The following is a 22,795-nucleotide window of genomic DNA, read 5'->3' as shown; positions in this document are numbered from 1 at the left end:
GGCCGGGCTCGTCCGACACCGAAGCCGGCCGGCCCCTAGTCCCCGCTCCCGGAGGGTTCTTCCGTGCCGGCTGGAACGCTGTACCGCGGCCGGGAAGGCATGTGGTCGTGGGTGGCTCATCGAGTCACCGGTGTCCTCATTTTCTTCTTCCTGTTCGTACACGTGCTGGACACCGCTCTCGTCCGCGTCTCCCCGGAGTCGTACGACGACGTCGTTTCCACCTACAAGACGCCGATCGTCGCGCTCCTTGAGTACGGCCTCGTCGCCGCCATCCTCTTCCACGCGCTCAACGGCCTGCGTGTCATCGCCGTCGACTTCTGGTCGAAGGGCCCGCGCTACCAGAAGCAGATGCTCTGGACCGTCGTGGGCATCTGGGTCGTCCTGATGGTCGGGGCGCTGTACCCCGTCCTCGGCCACGCCGTCCGTGAACTCTTCGGGAGCTGAGGCCAGACATGTCTGACACCACCCTCACCAAGACGGACGGCACGTCCGGCGTCGGTCCCGTCGAGGGCGTCTCGCTCTACGACGTCGACAACCCCGCGCCGTACATCGAGGCGCCGCGCAAGCGCACCTCGAAGACCGGCAAGGGCAGCCGCGGCAACTTCGAGATGGCCGCGTGGCTCTTCATGCGTCTGTCCGGCGTCGTCCTGGTCGTTCTCGTCCTCGGCCACCTGCTGATCCAGCTCGTCCTCGACGGCGGCGTCTCCAAGATCGGCTTCGCGTTCGTCGCGGGCCGCTGGGCGTCCCCGTTCTGGCAGGGCTGGGACCTGCTGATGCTGTGGCTCGCGATGCTGCACGGCGCCAACGGCCTGCGTACCGTGATCAACGACTACGCCGAGCGCCCCCAGACCCGCCTGTGGCTGAAGGGCCTGCTGTACGCCGCGACGGTCTTCACCGTCCTGCTGGGCACGCTGGTGATCTTCACCTTCGACCCGAACATCCGTTAAAGCCGAGGCGAGCGAACCCGTGAAGATTCACAAGTACGACACCGTCATCGTCGGCGCCGGTGGCGCGGGCATGCGCGCGGCCATCGAGTCGACCAAGCGCAGCCGCACCGCCGTGCTGACCAAGCTCTACCCCACCCGCTCCCACACGGGCGCGGCGCAGGGCGGCATGGCCGCCGCGCTGGCCAACGTGGAGGAGGACAACTGGGAGTGGCACACCTTCGACACGATCAAGGGCGGCGACTACCTGGTCGACCAGGACGCCGCCGAGATCCTGGCGAAGGAGGCCATCGACTCGGTCCTCGACCTGGAGAAGATGGGCCTGCCGTTCAACCGCACCCCGGACGGCACGATCGACCAGCGCCGCTTCGGCGGTCACTCCCGTAACCACGGTGAGGCGCCCGTGCGCCGGTCCTGCTACGCCGCGGACCGCACGGGCCACATGATCCTCCAGACGCTGTACCAGAACTGCGTGAAGGAGGGCGTGGAGTTCTTCAACGAGTTCTACGTCCTGGACCAGCTGATCGTCGAGGAAGACGGCGTCAAGAAGTCCGCCGGTGTGGTGGCCTACGAGCTCGCGACCGGTGAGATCCACGTCTTCCAGGCGAAGTCGGTCATCTACGCGTCCGGCGGCACCGGCAAGTTCTTCAAGGTGACGTCGAACGCGCACACGCTGACCGGTGACGGCCAGGCCGCCTGCTACCGGCGCGGGCTGCCGCTGGAGGACATGGAGTTCTTCCAGTTCCACCCGACCGGCATCTGGCGCATGGGCATCCTGCTGACGGAGGGCGCCCGCGGTGAGGGCGGCATCCTCCGCAACAAGGACGGCGAGCGCTTCATGGAGAAGTACGCGCCGGTCATGAAGGACCTCGCGTCCCGTGACGTCGTGTCCCGCTCCATCTACACGGAGATCCGTGAGGGCCGCGGCTGCGGTCCCGAGGGCGACCACGTCTACCTCGACCTCACGCACCTGCCGCCGGAGCAGCTGGACGCCAAGCTGCCGGACATCACCGAGTTCGCGCGCACGTACCTCGGCATCGAGCCCTACACGGACCCGATCCCGATCCAGCCGACCGCGCACTACGCCATGGGCGGCATCCCGACGAACGTCGAGGGTGAGGTCCTCGCGGACAACACCACCGTCGTTCCCGGTCTGTACGCCGCCGGTGAGGTCGCCTGCGTGTCCGTGCACGGCGCCAACCGCCTCGGTACGAACTCGCTGCTCGACATCAACGTCTTCGGGCGTCGTGCGGGCATCGCGGCCGCCGAGTACTCCCACACGGCGTCCTTCGTCGAGCTCCCGGAGAACCCGGCGTCGCTGGTCGAGGAGCAGGTCGAGCGCCTGCGGAACTCGACGGGCACCGAGCGCGTCGCGGTCCTGCGCAACGAGCTGCAGGAGTGCATGGACGCCAACGTGATGGTGTTCCGCACCGAGCAGACGATCAAGACGGCCGTCGAGAAGATCGCCGAGCTGCGCGAGCGCTACCTCAACGTGTCGATCCAGGACAAGGGCAAGCGGTTCAACACCGACCTGCTCGAGGCCATCGAGCTGGGCAACCTGCTCGACCTGGCCGAGGTCATGGCGACCTCCGCGCTGGCCCGCAAGGAGTCCCGCGGCGGTCACTACCGCGAGGACTTCCCGAACCGCGACGACGTCAACTTCATGCGCCACACCATGGCGTACCGCGAGGTCGGCGACGACGGCACGGAGACGATCCGTCTCGACTACAAGCCGGTCGTCCAGACCCGCTACCAGCCGATGGAGCGTAAGTACTGATGGCTACTCCGACCATGGACAAGCTCGAGGCGCTCGAGGCGGACAACGGCTCGCACCTCATCACGGTCACCTTCCGGATCCGCCGGTTCAACCCGGAGGTCTCCGCGGAGTCGAACTGGGTCGACTTCCAGCTGGACATCGACCCGAAGGAGCGCGTCCTCGACGCCCTCCACAAGATCAAGTGGGAGCAGGACGGTTCGCTGACGTTCCGTCGCTCCTGCGCGCACGGCATCTGCGGGTCCGACGCGATGCGCATCAACGGCAAGAACCGCCTTGCCTGCAAGACGCTCATCAAGGACATCAACCCCGAGAAGCCGATCACGGTCGAGGCCATCAAGGGCCTCACCGTGCTGAAGGACCTCGTGGTCGACATGGACCCGTTCTTCCAGGCGTACCGGGACGTCATGCCGTTCCTGGTCACCAAGGGCAACGAGCCGACGCGTGAGCGTCTGCAGTCCGCCGAGGACCGCGAGCGGTTCGACGACACCACCAAGTGCATCCTGTGCGCCGCGTGCACGTCGTCCTGCCCGGTGTTCTGGAACGACGGCCAGTACTTCGGTCCGGCCGCCATCGTGAACGCCCACCGCTTCATCTTCGACTCGCGTGACGAGGCCGGGGAGCAGCGCCTGGAGATCCTCAACGACCGTGACGGTGTGTGGCGTTGCCGCACGACCTTCAACTGCACGGACGCCTGCCCGCGTGGCATCGAGGTCACCAAGGCGATCCAGGAAGTGAAGCGCGCGCTGATCACGCGCCGCTACTGATCTTCCGGGTCGTCCCGGTCCGTGGGCCCCGCTTCCTCGATGGGAGCGGGGCCCGCGGCCGTTCAGCGGCAGATCACCGGCGTATCTGGCTGGTGATCGTCGGATCGGTGATCTTCGTGTCGTCCGCGAGCATCATCGCCTTGCTGAGCACGACGGCCAGGGTCCGGTCGCCCTCGAAGGGCAGATAGCCGGTCTGCGCGGAGGTGCCGGCGCTCGACCTGGGGACGATGCACAGGTACTGGTCGTTGGGCGTCATCAGGATGTTCCCCGACCCCAGGTGGATCTTGTACGTGCGCAGCTCGCCCTTGACGTGCAGGAACCGGCCCTCGATGGTGCAGCGGTCGGCGATCGCGAGGCGCGGCACGAGCCGCTCCAGGAGGACGCGGCGGGTCTCGGCGCTCTGGTTCAGCTCGCCGAAGCCGTAGGACGTCCAGTACGTGCGGAACCGGCCGCCGGGGCCGCCGTCCTGCCACGTCGGGTCGTTGCCGACGCTGGCCACGCCGACGAACAGGTCGACGTCGCGCAGGACTTCGGACAGGACCAGCGGCGGTATCTCCGTGAGCGGGAGCGGCTCGACCGGGTCCGCGCCGTCGCTCAGCCACATGCGGTACTCGCCGCCGTGGCAGTGGGCCGAGTTCCCCGGGGCGTCGATCGGGTAGAAGCGGACCTGGTCGGTGCGCAGCCGCAGATAGCTGCCCGACTCGGTGGTGTCGACGCCGTACTCCTCGCCTTCGCCCTCGATCCAGTACTCGGCGCGCAGGCCCCACTGCGGGAGTTCGCGGGTGGCGGGCGGCGCCTCGTCGTCGACGCACAGCCGCAGCTTGTTGCGCCAGCCTCGGACGGCGGCCAGGGAGTGGAACTGGTGCTGGCGGACGATGTGCGCCGCGAACCGGTTCGAGTACGTGCCCGTGGTCCGCTCGGCGTCGGTGAGCAGGTACACCTCGCGGTGGGCCTGCTTGAACGGCTGGGTGACCGCGTGCCGCTCCAGCCAGTCGCGCCAGGCGACGACCTCGGCGGGCTCGCGGTCGACGGGGTGCCAGAGCGTCACCTCGCTGCCCGTGGTCACCGGGTCGTCGGTGAGGGTGCGCGGCGCGCCGTCCGCGAAGCCGACCGGTGTGCCGTCCACGATCCACAGCAGGCGGCGGGCGAGGGTTCCGACGAGCGGGTGGTCGAGGTAGCGCTCGCGCCATGTGCCGTACGACCAGGTGCGGCGGGCGAGGAACTGCCGGTCGAGGCGCTCGGCCTGGGCGCCGAGCATCTTGTCGATGTCCTTGGCGGCGGCCTTGAGTTCCTTGAGCTCGTCGGGGTGGTCGCGCTTCACGGCGGCGGGGACGGACTTGGCCTCCTTGCCGGCCGCGCCGCGCCAGCGCAGGACGGCCCTGGCGCCCTGGACCTCCAGCAGTGCGGTGATGTCTCCGAGCCGGACCTCCGCGCGGCCCACCTCGGTCAGCCCGTAGGCGGGGACGGCCAGTTCCTCGATCTCCTCGCGGGTGAGGCCGAGGGCCTCGGCACGGGCTTCGAGGGCGGTGTCGAGCAGCTTGGCCGTCGCCTTGTACGTGATCCGCGTGGCCAGGCGGGCCAGCTCGGCGAGGGCGGCCTGGCTGTCGATGCGGGCGAGGGCGAACACGCCCGCGTTGGCGACCTTGGGGTTGCGCGGGCCGAGGCCGGCCACCTTCTTGAGCGAGGTCTCGACGAGGGCGCCGAGGGCGCGTGCGGTGTCCGGGTGGGCGGGCAGCAGGGACAGCACCCAGGTCAGACCGCGCAGCGCGTTCGCGTTGAACGGGTCGTAGCAGAGGTTGGCGTCGGGCCCGTACCGCAGGACCCGAAGGGGGAAGGTGCGGGGCCGGCCGACCAGGGCGAGCCAGGGCAGGACGGCCTCGCGCACCCGGTCCGGGCCGAGCGCCCCGATCAGGGCGTGCGCGGCCTTGTCCCACTTGGCGGAGGGCTTCGCGGAGGTGGCGGTCGCGGCGTGCGCGAGCAGGGCGCGCCACGGGTCGTCCGGGTCGCCGCCGAGGGCCGCGAGGGCGCGCTCGGCCCACTCCTCCCCGACGTTCAGCACGGGCTCCCGCATCGTCTTGGCCAGGGCGACCGACTCCGGGTCGCGGTACGCCTCCAGGGCGCATCTGCGGAAGAACGCGACGACCGGGGCGGGCAGCGGACGGCCCGCCGCCCGCTCGGCCTCCACGACGACCTGCGCGTAACTGCCGCGCCAGACCGAGGACTCCCGGCCGAGCTTGGCCAGCTCCGCCGCGCGCTCGGCGGCCAGCGGGTCGCCGGGCAGGTCCGCGCCGACGACGACGAGCAGCACCAGGACGTTCAGCCGGGCGGGCGCGTCGGCGTCCAGGTCCGCGTACTGCCGGGCCAGCTGGTCCGCGACCCGCGCGCGCAGGGCGGGGTCGAGCTCCCGGAGCGTCCCGATGATCCGGTCCCGGGCGGGGCCCCGGTAACCGTCGTTGCCCACGGCCGACTTGAGTGCCTCGCGCGCCAGGCGGTGCGGGTCCCGCGCCACCACGTGGTTGCGCAGCTTGTCGATGTGGCTCTGCAGATGCACCATCAGCCACCGACCAGCGGTACGAGCTTCAGGAAGGTGACCTCGGCGCCGAGCGCCAGCTCTATCTCCTCGTCCGGCTCGGTGACCTGGCGGTCGCCGACCAGCACCAGGAACCCGTTCCCCGCGAACGCGGCCAGCGCGCGCTCCGTCTGGGCCTCGGGGTCGATGCGGCGCGGGGTGCGCAGCGCGTACCCGTTCAGCACGCGCTCCGTGTCCTTCGGCTGCACCAGCCCCTGGAACACGCGCGGGGCGGACCGCGCGTTGTGCTCCGCGACCTCCTGGAAGACCCGCCGGCGGATCAACTCACGTACGGTGAGCCGCTCCTCGGCGATCTCCAGCCCGAAGGCCGCGCCCCTGTCCCCTGATGTCGTCTCGTCGACGAACGTCACCGTTCCCATGTCGAGGAACGCTACGAGGCACCACTGACAATCAGTCCGTCACGACGGCCACCGGCCGCTCGAAGAACGTCTCCAGCGCGACCGTCGCCTGCGTCCCGCTCACGCCCTCGATCGCGTACAACCGCTCCAGTACGTCCTGGAGTTGCTCCGTCGTCGCCGACCGCCCCTTCACCAGGACCGAGGCGCCAACGACCGCATGCTGCGCTGGGACGAGGCCTCCGGGGCCGTGAGCGTCTTCCGCTCCACCGCCGGACACAGCAACGGCAACACGCTGGACCGTGAGGGCCGCCTCATCAGCTGCGAGCAGGGCAACCGGCGGGTGACCCGGACCGAGCACGACGGCCGGATCACCGTCCTCGCCGACCGCTGGCAGGGCAAGCGGCTCAACAGTCCGAACGACGCGGTGGTGCGCTCGGACGGCTCGGTGTGGTTCTCCGACCCGGACTTCGGGATCACCAGCGACTACGAGGGGTTCCGCGCCGAGTCCGAGATCGGCGCGGACAACGTCTACCGGATCGACCCCGACAGCGGTGAGGTGCGGCTCGTGGCCGACGGGTTCGGCGCGCCGAACGGGCTCGTCTTCTCGCTCGACGAGACGCGGCTGTACGTGTCCGACACCCGCGGCGGCGCCCTGCGCGTCTTCGAGGTGCGCGACGACGGGACCCTCTCCGACGGCAAGGTGTTCGCCGAGGCGGGAGAGGGGCTCGGCCGGTTCGACAACATCCGGTTCGACGTCGGCGTACTCCCTGATGACCGCCGTGACCGGGGCGCCACGGATCCGCCGCTGAGCACTTCAGCGGCATTTGCCCGATCCATGGCTAATCTGACGGTATGTCACAAGAAGCTGGCCTGCAGATCCTCGGGTTCGACAACGCCCTGCTCCCCGTCGGCGACCTGCCCGAGGCCGTCGCCTTCTACGAGCGCGCCGGATTCCCCGTGAAGTTCCGCCTCGACGAGGCCGGCATCGCGCTGCTCGCCGTCGGCAAGGAGACGCCCGGCCTGCTGCTGCGCGCCGAGGACGGCTTCGGGCACCGCCCGGCGCCGTGGCCCGCGGCGCGGCTGTGGCTGGAGGTGCCCGACGCCCGGGCCGCGGCCCGGGCGCTGACCGCCGAGGACATCGAGCCGCTCGACCCGCCCTTCTCCACCTCCACCGGGTACGTCGTCGAGATCGCCGACCCGTGGGGCAACGTCATCGGGTTCACCGACTACCTCAAGCGCCCCGAGCTGGCGCGGAATTGAGCGTTCCGCCCGGGCCCTCCCGGGCCGCCTCCCGAGGCACCGCCTGAGACCCGCGTCACGTCCGACAACTCTCGCTTGAACGTGTTCAAAAACAGGTCTACATTCATGCCTGTCAGCGTTTTTGAACGCGTTCAAGGAGGGTGGGGCATGGACCTCACAGTTGTCGCCTACATCGTCTACCTCGTCGTCAGCATCGGGCTGACCATCTGGGTGGCGCGCACCCTGAGCCGTAACGGACGGGTCTTCCTCTCCGACGTGCTGCACGGGAACGAGAAGCTGGCCGACGCCGTCAACCACCTCCTGGTGGTCGGCTTCTACCTCGTGAACCTCGGCTTCGTCGCCCTCTACCTGAGCGGCGACGAGACCATCGGGACCGCCCGCGAGGTCTTCGAGGCCCTGTCGACCAAGCTCGGCGTGGTGCTGCTCGTGCTCGGCGTGATGCACCTGGGCAACGTCTTCGTCCTCAACAAGATCCGGCGGCGCGGCGTCATGGAGCGCGAACAGCAGCCGCCGGTCCCGCCGCAGGGGTGGGCCGCTCCGGTGGCCGGGGCGTGACAGCGGTGGGAAGCACGGGGAAGGCCGTGGACCGGGACGCCCGGGGGGACGTCCCGGTCCGCCGGCTCACCGTGCTGTACGACGCGGAGTGCCCGCTGTGCACCTTCGTACGGAACTGGCTGGTGAAGCAGCGCCAGCTGGTGCCGCTCGACCTGGTGCCGGCGGGGCACTCCCGGGCCCGGGCCCTCTTCCCGGACCTCGACCACGCGGCGACGCTCGGCGACATCACGGTGATCGGCGACAGCGGCCAGATCTACCGCGGGTCCGCCGCCTGGATCGTGTGCATGTGGGCGCTGCGCGAGCACCGGCCGACCGCCCACCGGATGGCCACCCCCGCCGGGATGAAGGTCGCCAAGCAGGTGGTGCTCGGCGCCGCCAAGTACCGGGAGCTCTACCAGCGGCGGCAGGCCGGCGGCGGGGCGTACCGGCGGCAGGACGGCTGGCGGTACGACCCGAAGGACGGGTGGACGTACGACCCCGGGAGCGGCTGGTTCCAGGAGGCGTACGGATACGGGGGCGGGCCGCCGTCCTGTGACAGCGGACGCTGCGCGGCCGATTAGGCTCGGGGACCGTGGCAGCAGAGAAAGCCGTGAAGAAGAGCAGCGCGGACACGTCCGCCGGGAAACCCGCCGAGAAGCCCGCCAAGAGCGAGCAGACGCGGGCGCTGATCCTGGAGACCGCGATGCGGCTGTTCCGGGAGCGGGGCTACGACAGGACCACGATGCGGGCCATCGCGCAGGAGGCCGGCGTCTCCGTCGGCAACGCGTACTACTACTTCGCGGGCAAGGAACACCTCATCCAGGGGTTCTACGACCGGATCACCGCCGAGCACGAGGCGGCGGTCCGGTCCGTCCTCGACACGGAGACCGATCTCCAGGCGCGGCTCGCGGGCGTGCTGCGGGCGTGGCTGGAGATCGCCGAGCCGTACCACGAGTTCGCGGCCCAGTTCTTCAAGAACGCGGCCGACCCGGACTCGCCGCTCAGCCCGTTCTCCGCCGAGTCGGAACGGGCCCGGGAGGCCGCGATCAATCTGCACCGCGAGGTGCTCGCAGGGTCGAAGGCGAAGGTCCCGGCCGAACTGGCCCAGATCCTGCCCGAGTTGATGTGGCTGTCCCAGATGGGGCTCGTCCTGTACTGGGTCTTCGACAGCTCGGAGGGGCGGGAGCGCAGCCGGCGGCTCGCCGACCGCGGGGCCCGGCTGACCACACGGGGCGTGGCACTCGCCCGGTTCCGGGTGCTGCGGCCGCTGGTGCTCGAGGTGCACGAGCTGTTCATCGACTTCCTGCCGGGGATGACGCGGTCCAGGCCGTAGGGGCTGGCGTGGGCCCCTCTTACCTCGGCCTCAGATCGGACCGGTACGGTCACGGGATGCCCGGGAACCCCACACCCTCGCCGTCCCCCCAGTTCAGCCGCCGCACCGCCCTCGGCATGGGCCTCGGCGCCGCGGCCGCCCTCGCCCTGCCCGCGCAGCGCGCGTCCGCCGCGACGGCCGTCGGCGGCGCCCGGCTCGCGGCGCCCGGGGTGCAGGTGGCGCGCGGCGCGGGGGCGCCGAAGCTGCCGAAGCTGAACGCGAAGGCCTGGCTGGTCGCCGATCACGACAGCGGCGAGGTGCTCGCCTCGTTCGACGCGCATCGCGCGCTGCCGCCCGCCTCGACGCTGAAGATGCTGTTCGCGGACACGGTGCTGCCAAAGTTCGCGCACGGCCTGGAGCACAAGGTGACGGCCGAGGACCTGGCCGGGATCCCGGCGGGCTCCAGCCTCGTCGGCATCCAGGCCGGGACGACGTACACCGTCCATCAGCTGTGGCAGGGCGTCTTCCTGCGCTCCGGGAACGACGCGGTGCACGTGCTCGCCTCGATGTACGGCGGTGTCGGCAAGGCGGTCGCGGCGATGCAGGCCCGCGCCGAGGACCTCCAGGCCGGCGACACCCGTGTGGTCAGCCCGGACGGCTTCGACCACAAGGGGCAGGTCTCGTCGGCGTACGACCTGACGCTCTTCGCCCGGGCGGGCCTGAAGAACGACGACTTCCGCGGCTACTGCGCCACGAAGGTCGCCGACTTCCCGGCGGGCGGCGGCAAGACGTTCCAGATCCAGAACACCGACCGCCTGCTCACCGGGCAGGGCGTCGCCGCGTACCAGGGCCTCATCGGCGTGAAGAACGGCTACACCTCGCACGCCGGGAACACCTTCACCGGCGCCGCGACCAGGAAGGGCCGCACCCTCCTGGTCACCGTGATGCACCCCGCGTCCGGCTACGAGGCGGTGTACGAGGAGACGGCCGCGCTGCTGGACTGGGGGTTCGCGGCGGGTTCCACCGTGAGCGCGGTCGGCGAGCTGGTCACGCCGCTGAGCGAGCAGCCGAAGAAGTCGGCGTCCCCGGCGGCGGGCGCCCCGGCCGTCGTCTCCTCGGGCACCGCCCGGCACGGCGAGGGCTGGGCGCTGGGCGGTTCCGCCGCGGTGGCGGCGGTGGCGGGCGGCGGCCTGCTGGCCCTGCGGCGCCGGGCGAGGCCGACCGGGAGGCGGCGCGCCTGAGGGGCCGGCGGCTCAGCCCCCTCCCCGAGGCGCCGCATCCACGTCGTCCGGCAGCTCGACGTCGTACACCAGGGGCCGGTCCCCCACCGTGATGTGCCGGGCCAGCGGGGCCAGTCGGCGGTCCGTCACCACGAGGACGTACGACCCGGGCGCGGGGGCCGACACGATGTACGCCCCGTCGGCGAGCGACCGGACCCGGTCCAGCTGGCGGCCGCCCCGCGAGATCAGCGTGACCGTGGCCTCGGCCGGCGGGTCGCCGTCCGGGGTGCGCAGGAAGCCGTGGACCACCGTGGCCCCGCCGGACTGCTCCGGCACCTTCGCCACCGGCACCTTCGCCACCGGCTCCGCTGCCGGCGGGGCCTCACGCGGCTCCACCGCGAGGTGCGGCAGCCTGCGCTCCAGGCCGGCCGGCAGCCACCAGTTGGCGCGGCCGAGCAGATGCATCGCCGCCGGCACCAGCGCCGTACGCAGCACGAACGCGTCGAGGGCGACCGCCGCCGCGAGCCCGATGCCCGCCATCGCACCCTCCATGTCGCCGCTGAGGACGAACGCCGAGAACACGCACACCATGATCAGCGCCGCGCAGTTGATGACCCGGCTGGTCTCGGCGAGTCCGACGCGCACGGCCCGCGCGTTGTCCTTCGTGTGCACCCACTCCTCGTGCATCCGGCTCACGAGGAACACCTGGTAGTCCATGGACAGGCCGAAGAGGAGCGACAGCATGATGACGGGGAGGAAGGCCGTGATGGGCCCCTCCTTGCCGAGGCCGAGCGCCTCCGCGCCCCAGCCCCACTGGAAGATCGCGACGAGGACGCCGAAGGAGGCCGCGGCGGCGATCAGGTTCATCAGCGCCGCCGTCAGCGGCACGACCAGCGAGCGGAACGCGATGAGCAGCAGCAGGAAGCCGAGGGCGATGATCGTGCCGACGAAGTACGGGAGCCGGTCGCCCGTCACCGACGCGAAGTCCTTGAAGACCGCGGTCACGCCGCCGACATGGGCCGTGACCCCGGACCGGGGGATCACGTCGTCGCGCAGCCGGTCGATCAGCTCGTCCGTCCGCACCGACTGCGGCGAGGTCGTCGGGACCACCTGGACGACGGAGACGCCGTGCGCGGGCGGCGCCGCCGCGACCTGCGCGACGCCCTCGGTCGTCCGGATCCTCGCCACCAGGTCCGTCGCGTCGGCGCCGCCCGGCACCACCACCTGCAGCGGTCCGTTGAAGCCGGGGCCGAAGCCCTCGGCGAGCAGGTCGTAGGCCTGCCGGGTGGTCGTCGACTCCTTGTGGTTGCCCTGGTCGGTGGCGCCCAGGCGCAGCGAGAGCACCGGGATCGCGAGGACCAGCATGACGACGACCGCCGCCGCGCCGATCGTGCGCGGCCGCTTCTGCACGTACGACGCCCAGCGCGCCGCGAGCCCGCTCGGTTCGGCCGGGTCGGGGCCCTGCGCGGCGAGCCGGCGGCGCTGGCGGCTGCTGAGCACGCGCGGGCCGAGGAGGCCGAGCAGCGCGGGCAGCAGGGTGATCGCGGCGAGGACGGAGAGCACGACGGTCAGGGACGTGGCGATGACGACGCCGTCGAGGAAGCGCATGTTCATCACCAGCATCCCGGCGAGGGCGATGCACACGGTGCCGCCCGCGAACAGCACCGCGCGGCCCGAGGTGTTGAGCGCTTGGACGGCCGACTCCTGGGGCTCCAGGCCGCGTTGGATGCCCCTGCGGTGCCGGGTGACGATGAACAGGGCGTAGTCGATGCCGACGCCGAGTCCGATCAACGAGCCGAGCAGCGGCGCCACTTCGGGCACGTCGGTGACATGGCTGAGCAGCGCCGTCGACATCAGGCCCGTGCCCACGCCCATGATCGCGACGACGATCGGCAGCGCCATCGCGAACAGCGAGCCGAACGCCAGGAACAGGACGACCGCGGCGGCCGCGACACCGACGGCCTCGGACAGACCCTGCGGCGGCTCCTGGATCCGGGTGATGGCCTGACCGCCCAGGTCGACCCGGAGCCCGCTCCGCCCGGCGTCCTGCGCGCGGTCGACGACGTCCTGGACGAGCTGCTTCGGCACCTCGTTGGCCTGCGCGGTGAAGGTCACCTGGGCGTAGGCGATGGTGCCGTCCTCGCTGATCCCGCCCTGCGCGCCGCCGCCGTAGGGGCCGGTGACCGCGCCGACGCCCTTCATCGCGGCGATGTCCTTCAGCGCGGGTTCGATCCGGGACCGGACCGCCGGGTCCCGTACGGACCCCTCGTCCGTCTTCCAGACCACGGTGTCGGTGTCGCCCGAGCGCTCCGGGAACTCCTTCGTCAGCTGGTCGTGGGCGGTCTTGGAGTCGGTGTCCGGGAGGGAGAAGACGTTCGCGTAGTCGGTGCCCGCCGTCGTGCCCGCGGCCCCGAGGCCGAACAGCGCCCCCAGCCACAGCACGAGGACCACAAGACGATGCCGATAGCACCACCGTGCCAATGCCGTCACGTGCTCGCTCCTTGTCGATGCGTCGCCGCCGTCGGTGCGTCTCCTGCGCCGGTGCGTCTCTCGCGCCGGTGCTCCTCTCGCGCCGGTGGTCGTCCCCCGGGCTCCGAGCATCCGACGGCGGGCCGCCCGATTTCCGCGACGCGGCCATGACTCTCAAGGAACTCCAAGAAGTCCCGCGGCCGTTGCCACGGGGCGCGCGCCGATACTGGGGCCATGACTGTCAACGGCGGAAGTCCCGCGACGGTGCTCGTCGTCGAGGACGAGCCGAGCATCGCCGACGTCCTCGCGATCGCACTGCGCTACCACCACTTCGAGGTGATGACGGCCGGCACCGTGCGCCAGGCCCTCGCCCTCACCGAGCGGACCAGGCCGGACGCGGCGCTGCTCGACATCATGCTGCCGGACGGCGACGGCCGCAGCCTGGGCCGTGAACTGCGCGCGCGCCGGCCCGAGCTGGCGCTGGTCTTCCTGACCGCGCGGGACGCGCCCGCCGAGGTCGTCGGCGCCCTCGGCTTCGGCGACGACTACATCACCAAGCCGTTCAACATCGACGAGGTCGTCGCCCGGCTCCACGCCGTACTGCGCCGCACTCGCCCCCAGGACGTCCTGCCGCAGCGGCCCCCGCTGACGTACGGCGACCTGGAACTGGACGAGGCGACGTACACGGCGCACCGGGCAGGCACCGCCGTGCAGTTGACACCGACCGAGTACGCGCTGCTGCGGTTCCTCGTGCGCAACGGCGGGCGGATCGTGCCCAAGGAGCAGCTCCTGCGCCATGTGTGGCAGTACGAGCACACCGCCGAGTCGACCGTCGTCGAGACCTACATCAGCTACCTGCGGCGCAAGCTCGACGCGCTGGGACCGCCGCTGATCATGACGCGGCGCGGGGTCGGATACGGGCTGGCGGCGATATGAAGCGGCGTCGGCGCGGCATGAGTTCGCTGCGCGCCAAGCTGACCCTCGCGAACGTGGCGCTGCTCGCCCTCGGCATCGCCGCCGCCACCGCGGTCAGCCTGATCGGTATGCGGCACTACCTCCTCGACAACATCGACCAGGAGCTGCGCGCCTCCCGCACCTCCATCCAGCGCACCGGGATCACCCTCAAACAGGTGCAGGCGCTCAGCCAGCTGGGGATCGCCCTCGACAAGATGTCGCCGGGCGGAGCCGGGCACGTGGGGTCGCTGCCGCGGTCCGAGTCGGTGTTCGTCGCCGTCGGCGAGAACGGTGAGCCGGTCGCCGTCGGCACACTGCGGCCGACCGGACGGCAGCGCGAACTGGCCGCCGCCGTCGACGATCCGGCCGCCCTCGCACGCGACACGTCCGTCCACGATCTGACGGTCGGCGGCGACCCGTACCGCCTGGTCGGCGCCCGCCTCGCCGACGACACCACCATCCTGATGGCGACCTCCACCAGCGCCGTGCAGTCCGGCATCCGCAAGGCGCTCCGGCTCGATCTGGCGCTCGGTATCGGACTGTTGCTGCTGCTCGCCGTTGTCACGATGCTCGGCACCCACCGCCGTCTGCGTCCCCTGGAGGACATGGTGGAGACGGCGTCCGCGATCGCCGAGGGCGATCTGACCCGGCGTGTGCCCTCGCGCCGCGCGCCCGTCCAGGAGACCGAGCAGCTGCGCCTCGCCCTCAACTCGATGCTCCACCAGGTCGAGTCGGCCTTCGAGACACGCGAGCGCAGCGCGTCCCAGCTCCGCCGGTTCGTCGCCGACGCCTCCCACGAACTGCGCACCCCTCTGTCGGCGATCCGCGGCTACCTCCAGCTCTACGACAAGGGGATGCTGCGCGACCCGGACGAACGGGCCCGCGCCTGGCAGCGGGTGAACGCCGAGGCCGACCGCATGCAGCGGCTCGTCGACGAGCTTCTCACCCTGGCCCGCCTGGACCAGCGGCCCGAACTGCGGCTGCGCAACGTCGACCTGAGCCGCCTGGTCCGCGACGCGGCGGACGATCTGCGGGTGCAGCAGCCCGAACGGCCGGTGACGGTGGCCGCCGACGGGGCGGTCCTGGTCCGCGCCGACGAGTCCGGGCTGCGGCAGGTACTGGGCAACCTCCTCGGCAACGTACGCGTCCACACGCCCGGCGACGCGCCGGTCGCGCTGTCCGTGACGCGTGCGGCGGGGATGGTGCGGCTCGCCGTCGCCGACGGGGGGCCCGGGCTCGCGCCCCAGGACGCGGCCCGCGCCTTCGACCGCTTCTTCCGCGCCGGCGGGGGCGCGGGCAGCGGGCTCGGCCTGGCCATCGTGCAAGGGGTGGTGACGGCCCACGGGGGCGAGGTGTCGGTGCGGACCCGGCCGGGGGCGGGGCTGACCGTGACGGTGGCTCTGCCGGTGGATCCACCGACGGATCCGCCGGTGAGTCCGCCGGTGAATCAGCCGACGGCCCGCGCGGGGAGGGCCGTGGGCTTGGAGGACTCGTGCGCGGAGGGGTCGTCGTCGCGGGGGCTGTCCACGCGGGGGCCGTCCACGAAGGCATCGTCCGCGGAGTCGGAGCCGGAGTCGGAGCCGGAGTCGGAGTCGGAGTCGGAGAGGGCGGGGGCAGGGCCCGGCTCGGTGGGGCGGGGGCAAGGGCAAGGGCAAGATCAGGGTCGGGATCAGGAACGCACCAACGCCCAGACCGTTTTGCCGTAGCGACCCCGGTGCCACACCCCCCACGCCTCGGCGAGCGCGTCGACCAGGTGCAGACCGCGTCCGTTCTCGTCGTTGGTCGTGCGAGGAGGTCTCATCTCGGGGTCGGCCGTCGACTCGTCGGACACCTCGATGAAGCACGAGCCGTCCGCCAGGACCGTCACCGCGATCTCGAACTCCCGCTCACGTGCCGGACCGTGCCGCACCGCGTTGGTCGCCAGCTCGGAGACGAGCAGGACGGCGGTGTCGAGCGCGTCGGCCGGTCCCGTGTGACCCCAGACAGCCAGGTGATCGCGCACGCGCAGCCGCGCCACCCCCACCGAGGCCGGGTGTCGGGGCAGTCTGAACGCACTGCGCCGCAACACACGTAGCCACCTCCCCCACCTTCATGAACACAGATTCGACACATGATGTAGCGCTACGGCCACTCTGTGTGTCACTGCGAACACTGTCCCCCCGCCGCAATCCGGTCAGATCCAGTCGAGTTCCCAGAGCCGGAACACACCGGTCCCGTCGGACAAATACTGGCCGCCCGTGATGTCCTCCGTGCCGAGCACGTACTCCTTGCGCTGCCACAGCGGCACGATCGGCACGTCACGGGCCACGAGCTCCTGCAGCCTGCGAAAGTCCTTAAGTGTGCGGCTGCGATCCTCGTACTGTTGACTCGCCATGATCAACTGGTCCACGGATTTGCTGCTGTACCCGTTGTGCATCCCGGAGCCGGTACGTACGAGCTGCGCGGTGAACGTGTCCGGATCCGGGAAGTCGGGCAGCCACCCCACCGCGTACGCGTCCAGCTTCCCCGCCGCGTACCGCTCCTGGAACTCCTCCCAGTCGTAGTACTTGGTCGTCACCTCGAACAGTTTCGACCGCTCCAACTGCCGCTCGATCTCCGCCGCCTCGGCCTTGGACGCGGCCCCGCGCGAGTACGCGAACTCGAACCTGACCGGCACCTTCACCCCGGCCCCGCGCAGCAACTCGCGCGCCCGCGCCGGGTCCGGCTTCGGATACGCGTCGAAGAACGCGGTCGTGTGCCCGGTGATGCCGCGCGGAACGAGGGAGAACAGCGAGTCGACCGTCCCCCGGTACGCCGACTCGACCAGTTCGTCCCGGTCGATCAACGACGCGAGCGCCTGCCGCACCCGTCGATCATGCAGCGGTTTGCCGTCGCGAACGTTCAGGACGAGGTTGCGGGTCTCCGCCCCGTCGACCTCCGTCAGCCGCTGATCGGGGTCGCTCGTGGACAGCGTCGCGAGGAGCGACGGCGGCAGCTGGCGCGCCGCGACATCGACGGCGTGCCGCTTCCAGGCCGTCTCCAGCGCGGCGGAGTCCTTGTAGTAGCGCAGGGTCGTGGGGTGGTCGGGGACCTTCGCGGCGCCCTTGTAACGGGAGTTGGGGACCAGCGCGGCCTGGCTGCCGGGCTTGTACACCTTCAGCGTGTACGGGCCCGTGCCGTCCACGCCGCTGTCGCCCGCACTCGCGCTGCCGCCGGCGCGCAGCGTGTCCGCCGGGTAGACGTTGCGGTCGACGATGGAACCCGCGCCCGTGGCGACCTTGAACGGGAAGGTGGCATCGGGCGAGGAGAGATGGAAGGTGACCGTGCGGCCGCGCGCCTCGACGGTGCGGAGCGTGTCGAACAGCGAGGACGGGCCGACCCGCGCGTGGATCTCCCTGACCCGGTCGAAGGAGTACTTCACATCCTGCGCGGTCATCGCCCGGCCACTGGGGAACCGGATGCCCGCGCGCACCTCGCAGCGGTACGTGCGCAGCCCCGCGTCCAGGAAGCGGCAGCCGCGCGCCGCGTCCGGCACGGGCGTGGTGCTGCCCGGCTCGAAGGTCAGCAGCGACTGGAACACATTGCTGTACAGCGCCCATGACCCCGCGTCGTACGCCCCCGCCGGATCGAGCGAGGTGATGACGTCCGTCGTGCCGACCGTGACCGTGCGCCCCGGGTCGTCCTTCTGCGGCAGCAGCTGCCAGCCGCCGACCCCCGCCGCGACGAGCACCATGAGCGTCGCGATGATCCGTATGCGAACCGTGCGCATTCGGCGTCCCTCCCCACGTCACTCCCCAGTGACGAAGGTCACTGAACCACAGGAGTTTGAGCCGTGGGAAGAGAGGTCCGTGAGGTATCCGAGGCGTGAGACGAGCCGTCGCGCGGCGCGGACCCGCCCCGGGTGGACCAGGGCGGGCGCGGAGGGGTTCAGGCCTGCTTCGAGGCCAGCTCGACCACCGTGATGTCGGACGGCGCGCCGACCCGGACCGGCGGGCCCCAGGCGCCCGCGCCCCGGCTGACGTAGAGCTGGGTGTCGCCGTAACGCTCCAGGCCCGCGAGGGTCGGATTGGCCGCATCGGCGATGAAGTTCCCGGGCCACAACTGGCCGCCGTGGGTGTGCCCGGACAGCTGGAGATCCACGCCGTGCCGCACCGCCTCGTGGATCATCACCGGCTGGTGGGCGAGGAGGACGGCAGCGCGGGACCGGTCCCGGTCGCCGAGCGCCTTCGCGTAGTCGGGCCCCTCGCCGTAGTTCTCCCCGCTGATGTCGTTGACACCCGCGAGGTCGAAGGCGCCCATCTCGACGCGGGCGTTCTCCAGCGGGCGCAGACCGATGTCGCGGACGTGCGCGACCCACGGGTCCGCGCCGGAGAAGTACTCGTGGTTGCCGGTGACGAAGAACGTGCCGTGCCGGGCGCGGAGCCGGGCGAGCGGGGCGACCGCGGGAGCGAGGTCCTCCACGCTCCCGTCGACCAGGTCACCGACGACCGCGATCAGGTCGGGCTGCGTGGCGTTGATCGTGTCGACGACGCGCTCGGCGAAGCCCCGCCCGAGCACAGGGCCGAGGTGGATGTCGCTGACCACGGCGATCCTGAACCCATGGGCCGCGCGCGGAAGCCTGGCCAGCGGAACGGTCACCCGCTTCACCTTCGGCCCCCGCAACACCCCGTACGCACCATGGCCCACGATGCCCGCGGCGGCGACGGTGGCGGCGACCCCGACAGTGCGGGCGAGGAGGAGACGGCGGGTGGGGGCGGTGTTCTGGGGTGCCGGGTCCTGGGGTGAGGTCTCTTGGGATGAGGTCTCTTGGGATGAGGTCTCTTGGGGTGAGATGGGTGCTTCGGGGTCTGCTGGGGCGGAGGCTCGGGTACTGGCCGTGGTCTCAGCGGGGGCGGCAGCGCCGGCAGCGCTGGCAGGGTCGACAGCGCTGCCGGGGGCTTCGGCAGCGGCCGGGCTCGGGACCGCCTTTCGGTCCAGCACCCGCCGCAGCAGCGGCCGCACGACCTCCCCCACCAGCAACGCGAGCACCAGATAGAGCGCGAACGCCATCCACAGGAACCCCGGCCACGCCAGGATCCGCTGCACCAGGAACGGCGCCCCGGCCCGCTCCGCGGCCACCGCCGCGAACATCAGCACCGGGCCCGCCACGAACACCACCGTGCCCACGCGTCTCGGCCACCCCGGCCCCGCCGTCGTGTCCCGCACGAGACGGCGCCACGCGTAGTAATGCAGCCCCGCGAGGGCCGCGAGCACGGCCAGGGCGATCAGCACAAAGACAACGACCATGACCCCGTACGCCCGTTCGCCCGTTCTGACTATGGATTCCACCTACGGATTCCGCTTTTGGATTCCGCTTATGAAGTCCGCCGCAGAGCACGCACTCCGCGGAACCCGATGCCTCCGACCACCGTCCCCAAGACAAAGGAGACGACGGCGAGCGTCAGGTGCACCCAGAAGTACGCCGTCGGATCCCCGGCGTCGTCGAAGGCGAGGCCGCTGCCGTCCTTCCACAGGTTCTTGACGAAAGTGATCCAGATGATCCAGCTCCACACCCCGAAGGCGAGCAGGAACCAGGAGACGGGGCGGCTGAGCTTCATGCGTTCAGTATCGCCAAGCGCCTTCACGCACCGCCGCCGGGGTGGGGCCGGAGAGACACAGAACACCTCGGCGGAGACTTACGGGCCGGGTACATGTACGTTCTCGACCGTGTCTGCCTCCCCTGCGTCGTACATGTCGTACGAGAAGAAGTCCACACAGTCCGCGCGCGCGACCGGCCCGCTGCGCTCCACGCTGCTCACGACTTCCGTGGTCCTGCTCACGGCCTCCGCTCTGTCCCTGACGGCCGCGCTCCCCGCGTCCGCCACGGACAAGCCGGACAACAAGCCGACCAAGAGCGCCGCGAACAAGGCCGAGCCCCCGGCCGACATGTCGAAGATCGGCGGCCCCCTCCTGGGGAAGTCGGGCACCCAGGTGAATCTGGGGGCCGGCGCCCCCGTCCTGCCGAAGGACCTGACCGCCAAGTCCTGGATCGTCACGGACGCCGAGTCGGGCGACGTACTCGCCTCGCACAACGCGCACTGGAAACTGCCCCCCGCCAGCACCCTCAAGATGCTCTTCGCGGACACCCTCCTCCCCAAGTTCCCCAAGACCACGACACACAAGGTCGTCCCCTCCGACCTCGCCGGCATGGGCGCGGGCTCCAGCCTCGTCGGCGTCAAGGAGAACTTCACCTACACCGTCCACGACCTGTGGCTCGGCGTCTTCCTGCGCTCCGGCAACGACGCGGTGCACGTCCTGTCCGCGATGAACCACGGCGTCCCGCAGACCGTCAAGGACATGCAGGCCCACGCCCAGGAACTCCAGGCCTACGACACGAACGTCGTCAGCCCCGACGGATACGACGCCCCCGGCCAGCACTCCTCCGCCTACGACCTCACCCTCTTCGCCCGCTCCGGCCTGCAGAAGAGCGACTTCCGCGAGTACGCCGCCACGGCCACCGCCAAGTTCCCCATGAAGCAGAAGAAGGGGAAGACCACCGAACGCTTCGCGATCCAGAACACCAACCGCCTCCTCACCGGTGACGTGGGCCTCGACGCCTACAAGGGCATCGCGGGCGTCAAGAACGGCAACACCACCAACGCCGGCGCCACCTTCACCGGCGTCGCCGAACGCAACAACAGAGTCCTCCTCGTCACCGTCATGAACCCCGACTCGAAGGAGAGCCACGCGGTCTACAAGGAGACCGCCCGCCTCCTCGACTGGGGCTTCCAGGCCGACGGCAAGGTCACCCCCGTCGGCACGCTCGTCCCTCCGAAGAGCGCCGCCTCCCCCGGCTCCGACGCCTCCGGCGCGGCCAGCCCCCAGGGCGACGCCGGTCCCGCCAAGCCCGCCGCCCACGCCGCGGTCTCCACGAGCGGCTCCAGCGGCATGGGCATCGCCCTCGCCATCACCGGCGGCGTCCTGGTCGTCCTCGCCGCCGCGGCCTTCGCCGTCCGCAAGAAGTGGCCCCTCCGTACGAAGGGCTGAACCGCGACGCGGGCCGGCCCAACTGTCGCGGGCCGGCCGGAGCCACAACGAGCTGAGCTTTCCTGCGCCGCCTCGTGCCGGACGGGGTTGAGCTGTCCTGCGATGCCCCGCGCCGGACGGGGCTGAGCTGTCCTGCGGCTACCCGAGCCGTCGGGCCGGGTCTGCGGCTGAGTCCCAGGCTGGGACTCCCCGCGTCGCCGATCCGGGGCTGCCGCCGAGCTGCCGGGCGGGGGCTACCCGAGCCGCGGAGCCGGGGCTATCGCCGAGTTACCGGGCGAGGGTTGCCCGAGCCGCCGAGCCAGGGCTACCGCCGAATTGCCGGGCGGGGGCTGCCGCTGAGTCCCGGGGCGAGACTGCCCGAGCCGCCAAGCCAGGGCTACCCCGAGTCGCCGTGTCGGGGCTGCCCGAGCCGCCGAACCGGAGCTGCCGCCGAGTCGCCAGGTCGGGGCTACCCGAGCCGCCGAGCCGGATCTGCCCGACTGGATCCGCGCTCGCACCAGCTGCTCAGACCTGTCAGCCCGATGCTCCCGGGGACGGTGCCCGTCCGCCGCCCCGCACCCCGGCGAGCAACCGGCGCAGCCCGTCAACTCCCCTTCCCAGAGGGCCTGTCAGCCTCGGCCACAGGCCCGGCATCCCCGCCCGCAGCCCCCGCGACAGTGGATCCACCCGCAATAGCCCCACCTGAAGCGGCTTCTCCGGCACCGACACCAGTCGACCCGTCGGCCCTGTCCGCCCCGACCTCACCAGACTCTGCATCCCCCTCCTCCTGCGCTTCCGCCGTGGCCCGCCCCGTCGCGGTCCACGCCGCACAGAACAGCAGCAGCTTCGCCGTGAAGTTGATCCACAGCAGCAACGCGACGGGCGTACCGAACGCCCCGTACATGCTCTTCGCCGCGACGCCTTTCATATAGCCGCCGAGCAGCAGCTTCAGCAGCTCGAACCCGGCCGCTCCGATCAACGCCGCCGTGATCAGGTCCCGCCGCGGCGGCTGCACCCCGGGCAGCAACGTCAGCACGTACAACAGCAACAGGAAGTCCGCCAGGACCGCGATCCCGAATGCCAGGGCCTGCAACAGCGCCCCGCCCCATCCCGCCCGGTCGAGTCCCAGCTGATCCGCGGTCCACCCCACCGCCGTGGACGCCACCGTCGACGCCACCAACGATGCGAGCCCCGCACCCCCGAGCCCCACCAGCACCCCGGCGTCCTTGAGCTTGCGCAGGACCGGGTTCTCCTCGGTGTCCGGCAGCTCCCACACGGTCCGCAGACAGTCCCGCATCGACCCGACCCACCCGACACCGGTGAACAGCAGCAACGCTCCGGCCACCAGCCCGACCGTGCCTGCATTGTCGATCAGCGCTCCGAGATCCAGCTGATCGGCGATCCCGGGAACCTGATCGCTGATCTTGGACTCGAGTGTCTTCTGCTGATCGGCGCCGAGCGTGCCGGCCGCGATCGCCGCCGCCACGGTGAGCAGCGGGAACAACGCCAGGAAGCTGATGAACGTCATCGCTGCCGCGAGCCGCGCCCACACCACCTCGTCGAGCCGTTCGTACGCCTGCCAGGCATGGGTGCGCATCAACCAAGCGACCAACGGCCCGACAACGGGTAGTTTCTTCAGCCAGTCCATG

The 22,795-nt window shown here is 71.0% G+C and carries 19 protein-coding genes and 3 pseudogenes; 13 read left to right on the top strand and 9 right to left on the bottom strand.

All coding sequences use genetic code 11. The features are described 5' to 3' along the window. Window positions 1-99 precede the first annotated feature (99 nt). From sdhC to ACVHNB_RS04415, 4 genes are read left to right on the top strand one after another with little or no spacing between them, the layout of a single operon-like run. On the top strand, window positions 100-444 hold the full coding sequence (gene sdhC / locus ACVHNB_RS04430; protein ID WP_203643630.1) for a succinate dehydrogenase, cytochrome b556 subunit: 345 nt from the start codon (window positions 100-102) through the stop codon (window positions 442-444). 8 nt (window positions 445-452) lie between these two features. Next, window positions 453-947, top strand: a complete 495-nt coding sequence (locus tag ACVHNB_RS04425) for a succinate dehydrogenase hydrophobic membrane anchor subunit (protein ID WP_428952731.1) — start codon at window positions 453-455, stop codon at window positions 945-947. 19 nt (window positions 948-966) lie between these two features. Next, the gene (sdhA, locus tag ACVHNB_RS04420) at window positions 967-2,721 is read left to right on the top strand and encodes a succinate dehydrogenase flavoprotein subunit (RefSeq protein WP_428952732.1); all 1,755 of its coding nucleotides are present in this window, start codon (window positions 967-969) and stop codon (window positions 2,719-2,721) included. Next, window positions 2,721-3,485: a succinate dehydrogenase iron-sulfur subunit gene (locus ACVHNB_RS04415; RefSeq protein WP_428952733.1), complete on the top strand. Its 765-nt coding sequence runs from the start codon at window positions 2,721-2,723 to the stop codon at window positions 3,483-3,485. The genes sdhA and ACVHNB_RS04415 overlap by 1 nt, the downstream gene beginning before the upstream one ends. 73 nt (window positions 3,486-3,558) lie before the next feature. Here the strand turns inward: ACVHNB_RS04415 and ACVHNB_RS04410 are convergent, their stop codons facing one another. The 3 genes and pseudogenes from ACVHNB_RS04410 to ACVHNB_RS04400 form a co-directional block, all read right to left on the bottom strand. Beyond that, complete coding sequence (locus ACVHNB_RS04410; protein ID WP_456227450.1) at window positions 3,559-6,039, bottom strand: DUF4132 domain-containing protein; 2,481 nt, start codon at window positions 6,037-6,039, stop codon at window positions 3,559-3,561. Continuing rightward, window positions 6,039-6,434 carry a hypothetical protein gene (locus tag ACVHNB_RS04405; protein ID WP_456227449.1) on the bottom strand — a complete coding sequence of 132 codons (396 nt, stop codon included), beginning with the start codon at window positions 6,432-6,434 and terminating at the stop codon, window positions 6,039-6,041. Before ACVHNB_RS04405 ends, ACVHNB_RS04410 begins: the two co-directional genes overlap by 1 nt. Before the next feature lie 31 nt (window positions 6,435-6,465). Then, a pseudogene (locus tag ACVHNB_RS04400) lies at window positions 6,466-6,621 on the bottom strand (Lrp/AsnC family transcriptional regulator); the annotation flags it as partial. Between ACVHNB_RS04400 and ACVHNB_RS04395 the strand changes: the two are divergent. The 6 genes and pseudogenes from ACVHNB_RS04395 to ACVHNB_RS04370 all read left to right on the top strand — a co-directional run. Then, window positions 6,622-7,167 (top strand): annotated as a pseudogene (locus ACVHNB_RS04395) (SMP-30/gluconolactonase/LRE family protein); the annotation flags it as partial. Window positions 7,168-7,265: 98 nt separating this feature from the next. Beyond that, window positions 7,266-7,673: a VOC family protein gene (locus tag ACVHNB_RS04390; protein ID WP_456227448.1), complete on the top strand. Its 408-nt coding sequence runs from the start codon at window positions 7,266-7,268 to the stop codon at window positions 7,671-7,673. Window positions 7,674-7,820: 147 nt separating this feature from the next. Further along, window positions 7,821-8,228, top strand: a complete 408-nt coding sequence (locus ACVHNB_RS04385; protein WP_428952737.1) for a hypothetical protein — start codon at window positions 7,821-7,823, stop codon at window positions 8,226-8,228. After that, window positions 8,225-8,788, top strand: a complete 564-nt coding sequence (locus tag ACVHNB_RS04380; protein WP_428952738.1) for a thiol-disulfide oxidoreductase DCC family protein — start codon at window positions 8,225-8,227, stop codon at window positions 8,786-8,788. The genes ACVHNB_RS04385 and ACVHNB_RS04380 overlap by 4 nt, the downstream gene beginning before the upstream one ends. Before the next feature lie 122 nt (window positions 8,789-8,910). After that, the gene (locus tag ACVHNB_RS04375) at window positions 8,911-9,540 is read left to right on the top strand and encodes a TetR family transcriptional regulator (RefSeq protein ID WP_428957571.1); all 630 of its coding nucleotides are present in this window, start codon (window positions 8,911-8,913) and stop codon (window positions 9,538-9,540) included. A gap of 56 nt (window positions 9,541-9,596) precedes the next feature. After that, window positions 9,597-10,760, top strand: coding sequence for a D-alanyl-D-alanine carboxypeptidase family protein (locus ACVHNB_RS04370; protein ID WP_456227447.1), 1,164 nt, complete (start codon window positions 9,597-9,599; stop codon window positions 10,758-10,760). A gap of 12 nt (window positions 10,761-10,772) precedes the next feature. Here the strand turns inward: ACVHNB_RS04370 and ACVHNB_RS04365 are convergent, their stop codons facing one another. After that, the gene (locus ACVHNB_RS04365; RefSeq protein ID WP_456228836.1) at window positions 10,773-13,220 is read right to left on the bottom strand and encodes an MMPL family transporter; all 2,448 of its coding nucleotides are present in this window, start codon (window positions 13,218-13,220) and stop codon (window positions 10,773-10,775) included. Between the two features lie 222 nt (window positions 13,221-13,442). On the opposite strand from ACVHNB_RS04365, the gene ACVHNB_RS04360 reads away from it, so the two are divergent. Further along, window positions 13,443-14,144: a response regulator transcription factor gene (locus tag ACVHNB_RS04360; protein ID WP_456227446.1), complete on the top strand. Its 702-nt coding sequence runs from the start codon at window positions 13,443-13,445 to the stop codon at window positions 14,142-14,144. Next, window positions 14,141-15,571, top strand: a pseudogene (locus ACVHNB_RS04355) (ATP-binding protein); the annotation flags it as partial. The gene ACVHNB_RS04360 and the pseudogene ACVHNB_RS04355, both read left to right, overlap by 4 nt. 260 nt (window positions 15,572-15,831) lie before the next feature. On the opposite strand, the gene ACVHNB_RS04350 reads toward ACVHNB_RS04355, so the two are convergent. The 4 genes from ACVHNB_RS04350 to ACVHNB_RS04335 form a co-directional block, all read right to left on the bottom strand. Further along, a complete protein-coding gene (locus tag ACVHNB_RS04350; RefSeq protein ID WP_428952741.1) occupies window positions 15,832-16,230 on the bottom strand; it encodes an ATP-binding protein in 399 nt (132 codons plus the stop codon). A gap of 105 nt (window positions 16,231-16,335) precedes the next feature. Next, window positions 16,336-17,910, bottom strand: a complete 1,575-nt coding sequence (locus ACVHNB_RS04345; RefSeq protein WP_428952742.1) for an ABC transporter substrate-binding protein — start codon at window positions 17,908-17,910, stop codon at window positions 16,336-16,338. 158 nt (window positions 17,911-18,068) lie between these two features. Then, window positions 18,069-19,427 carry a metallophosphoesterase gene (locus ACVHNB_RS04340; RefSeq protein WP_456227445.1) on the bottom strand — a complete coding sequence of 453 codons (1,359 nt, stop codon included), beginning with the start codon at window positions 19,425-19,427 and terminating at the stop codon, window positions 18,069-18,071. A gap of 68 nt (window positions 19,428-19,495) precedes the next feature. Continuing rightward, complete coding sequence (locus ACVHNB_RS04335; protein WP_365577868.1) at window positions 19,496-19,738, bottom strand: SCO4848 family membrane protein; 243 nt, start codon at window positions 19,736-19,738, stop codon at window positions 19,496-19,498. A gap of 133 nt (window positions 19,739-19,871) precedes the next feature. On the opposite strand from ACVHNB_RS04335, the gene ACVHNB_RS04330 reads away from it, so the two are divergent. Then, on the top strand, window positions 19,872-21,167 hold the full coding sequence (locus ACVHNB_RS04330; RefSeq protein WP_456228835.1) for a D-alanyl-D-alanine carboxypeptidase family protein: 1,296 nt from the start codon (window positions 19,872-19,874) through the stop codon (window positions 21,165-21,167). A 583-nt stretch (window positions 21,168-21,750) separates the two neighbouring features. Here ACVHNB_RS04330 and ACVHNB_RS04325 read toward each other — a convergent pair. Then, window positions 21,751-22,794, bottom strand: a complete 1,044-nt coding sequence (locus tag ACVHNB_RS04325) for a YihY/virulence factor BrkB family protein (protein WP_428952745.1) — start codon at window positions 22,792-22,794, stop codon at window positions 21,751-21,753. Window position 22,795 lies beyond the last annotated feature (1 nt).

The organism is Streptomyces sp. YJ-C3 (genome assembly GCF_053891275.1).
This window is presented reverse-complemented; position numbering and strand designations above follow the sequence as displayed.

Coding starts and splice junctions, on each gene's coding strand:
- ACVHNB_RS04410 (WP_456227450.1), bottom strand. CDS start 6,039: ATGGTGCATCTGCAGAGCCACATCGACAAGCTGCGCAACCACGTGGTG.
- ACVHNB_RS04405 (WP_456227449.1), bottom strand. CDS start 6,434: ATGGGAACGGTGACGTTCGTCGACGAGACGACATCAGGGGACAGGGGC.
- ACVHNB_RS04330 (WP_456228835.1), top strand. CDS start 19,872: ATGTCGTACGAGAAGAAGTCCACACAGTCCGCGCGCGCGACCGGCCCG.
- ACVHNB_RS04390 (WP_456227448.1), top strand. CDS start 7,266: ATGTCACAAGAAGCTGGCCTGCAGATCCTCGGGTTCGACAACGCCCTG.
- ACVHNB_RS04360 (WP_456227446.1), top strand. CDS start 13,443: ATGACTGTCAACGGCGGAAGTCCCGCGACGGTGCTCGTCGTCGAGGAC.
- ACVHNB_RS04340 (WP_456227445.1), bottom strand. CDS start 19,427: ATGGTCGTTGTCTTTGTGCTGATCGCCCTGGCCGTGCTCGCGGCCCTC.
- ACVHNB_RS04325 (WP_428952745.1), bottom strand. CDS start 22,794: ATGGACTGGCTGAAGAAACTACCCGTTGTCGGGCCGTTGGTCGCTTGG.
- ACVHNB_RS04345 (WP_428952742.1), bottom strand. CDS start 17,910: ATGCGCACGGTTCGCATACGGATCATCGCGACGCTCATGGTGCTCGTC.
- sdhC (WP_203643630.1), top strand. CDS start 100: ATGTGGTCGTGGGTGGCTCATCGAGTCACCGGTGTCCTCATTTTCTTC.
- ACVHNB_RS04385 (WP_428952737.1), top strand. CDS start 7,821: ATGGACCTCACAGTTGTCGCCTACATCGTCTACCTCGTCGTCAGCATC.
- ACVHNB_RS04370 (WP_456227447.1), top strand. CDS start 9,597: ATGCCCGGGAACCCCACACCCTCGCCGTCCCCCCAGTTCAGCCGCCGC.
- ACVHNB_RS04335 (WP_365577868.1), bottom strand. CDS start 19,738: ATGAAGCTCAGCCGCCCCGTCTCCTGGTTCCTGCTCGCCTTCGGGGTG.
- ACVHNB_RS04375 (WP_428957571.1), top strand. CDS start 8,911: ATGCGGCTGTTCCGGGAGCGGGGCTACGACAGGACCACGATGCGGGCC.
- ACVHNB_RS04425 (WP_428952731.1), top strand. CDS start 453: ATGTCTGACACCACCCTCACCAAGACGGACGGCACGTCCGGCGTCGGT.
- ACVHNB_RS04415 (WP_428952733.1), top strand. CDS start 2,721: ATGGCTACTCCGACCATGGACAAGCTCGAGGCGCTCGAGGCGGACAAC.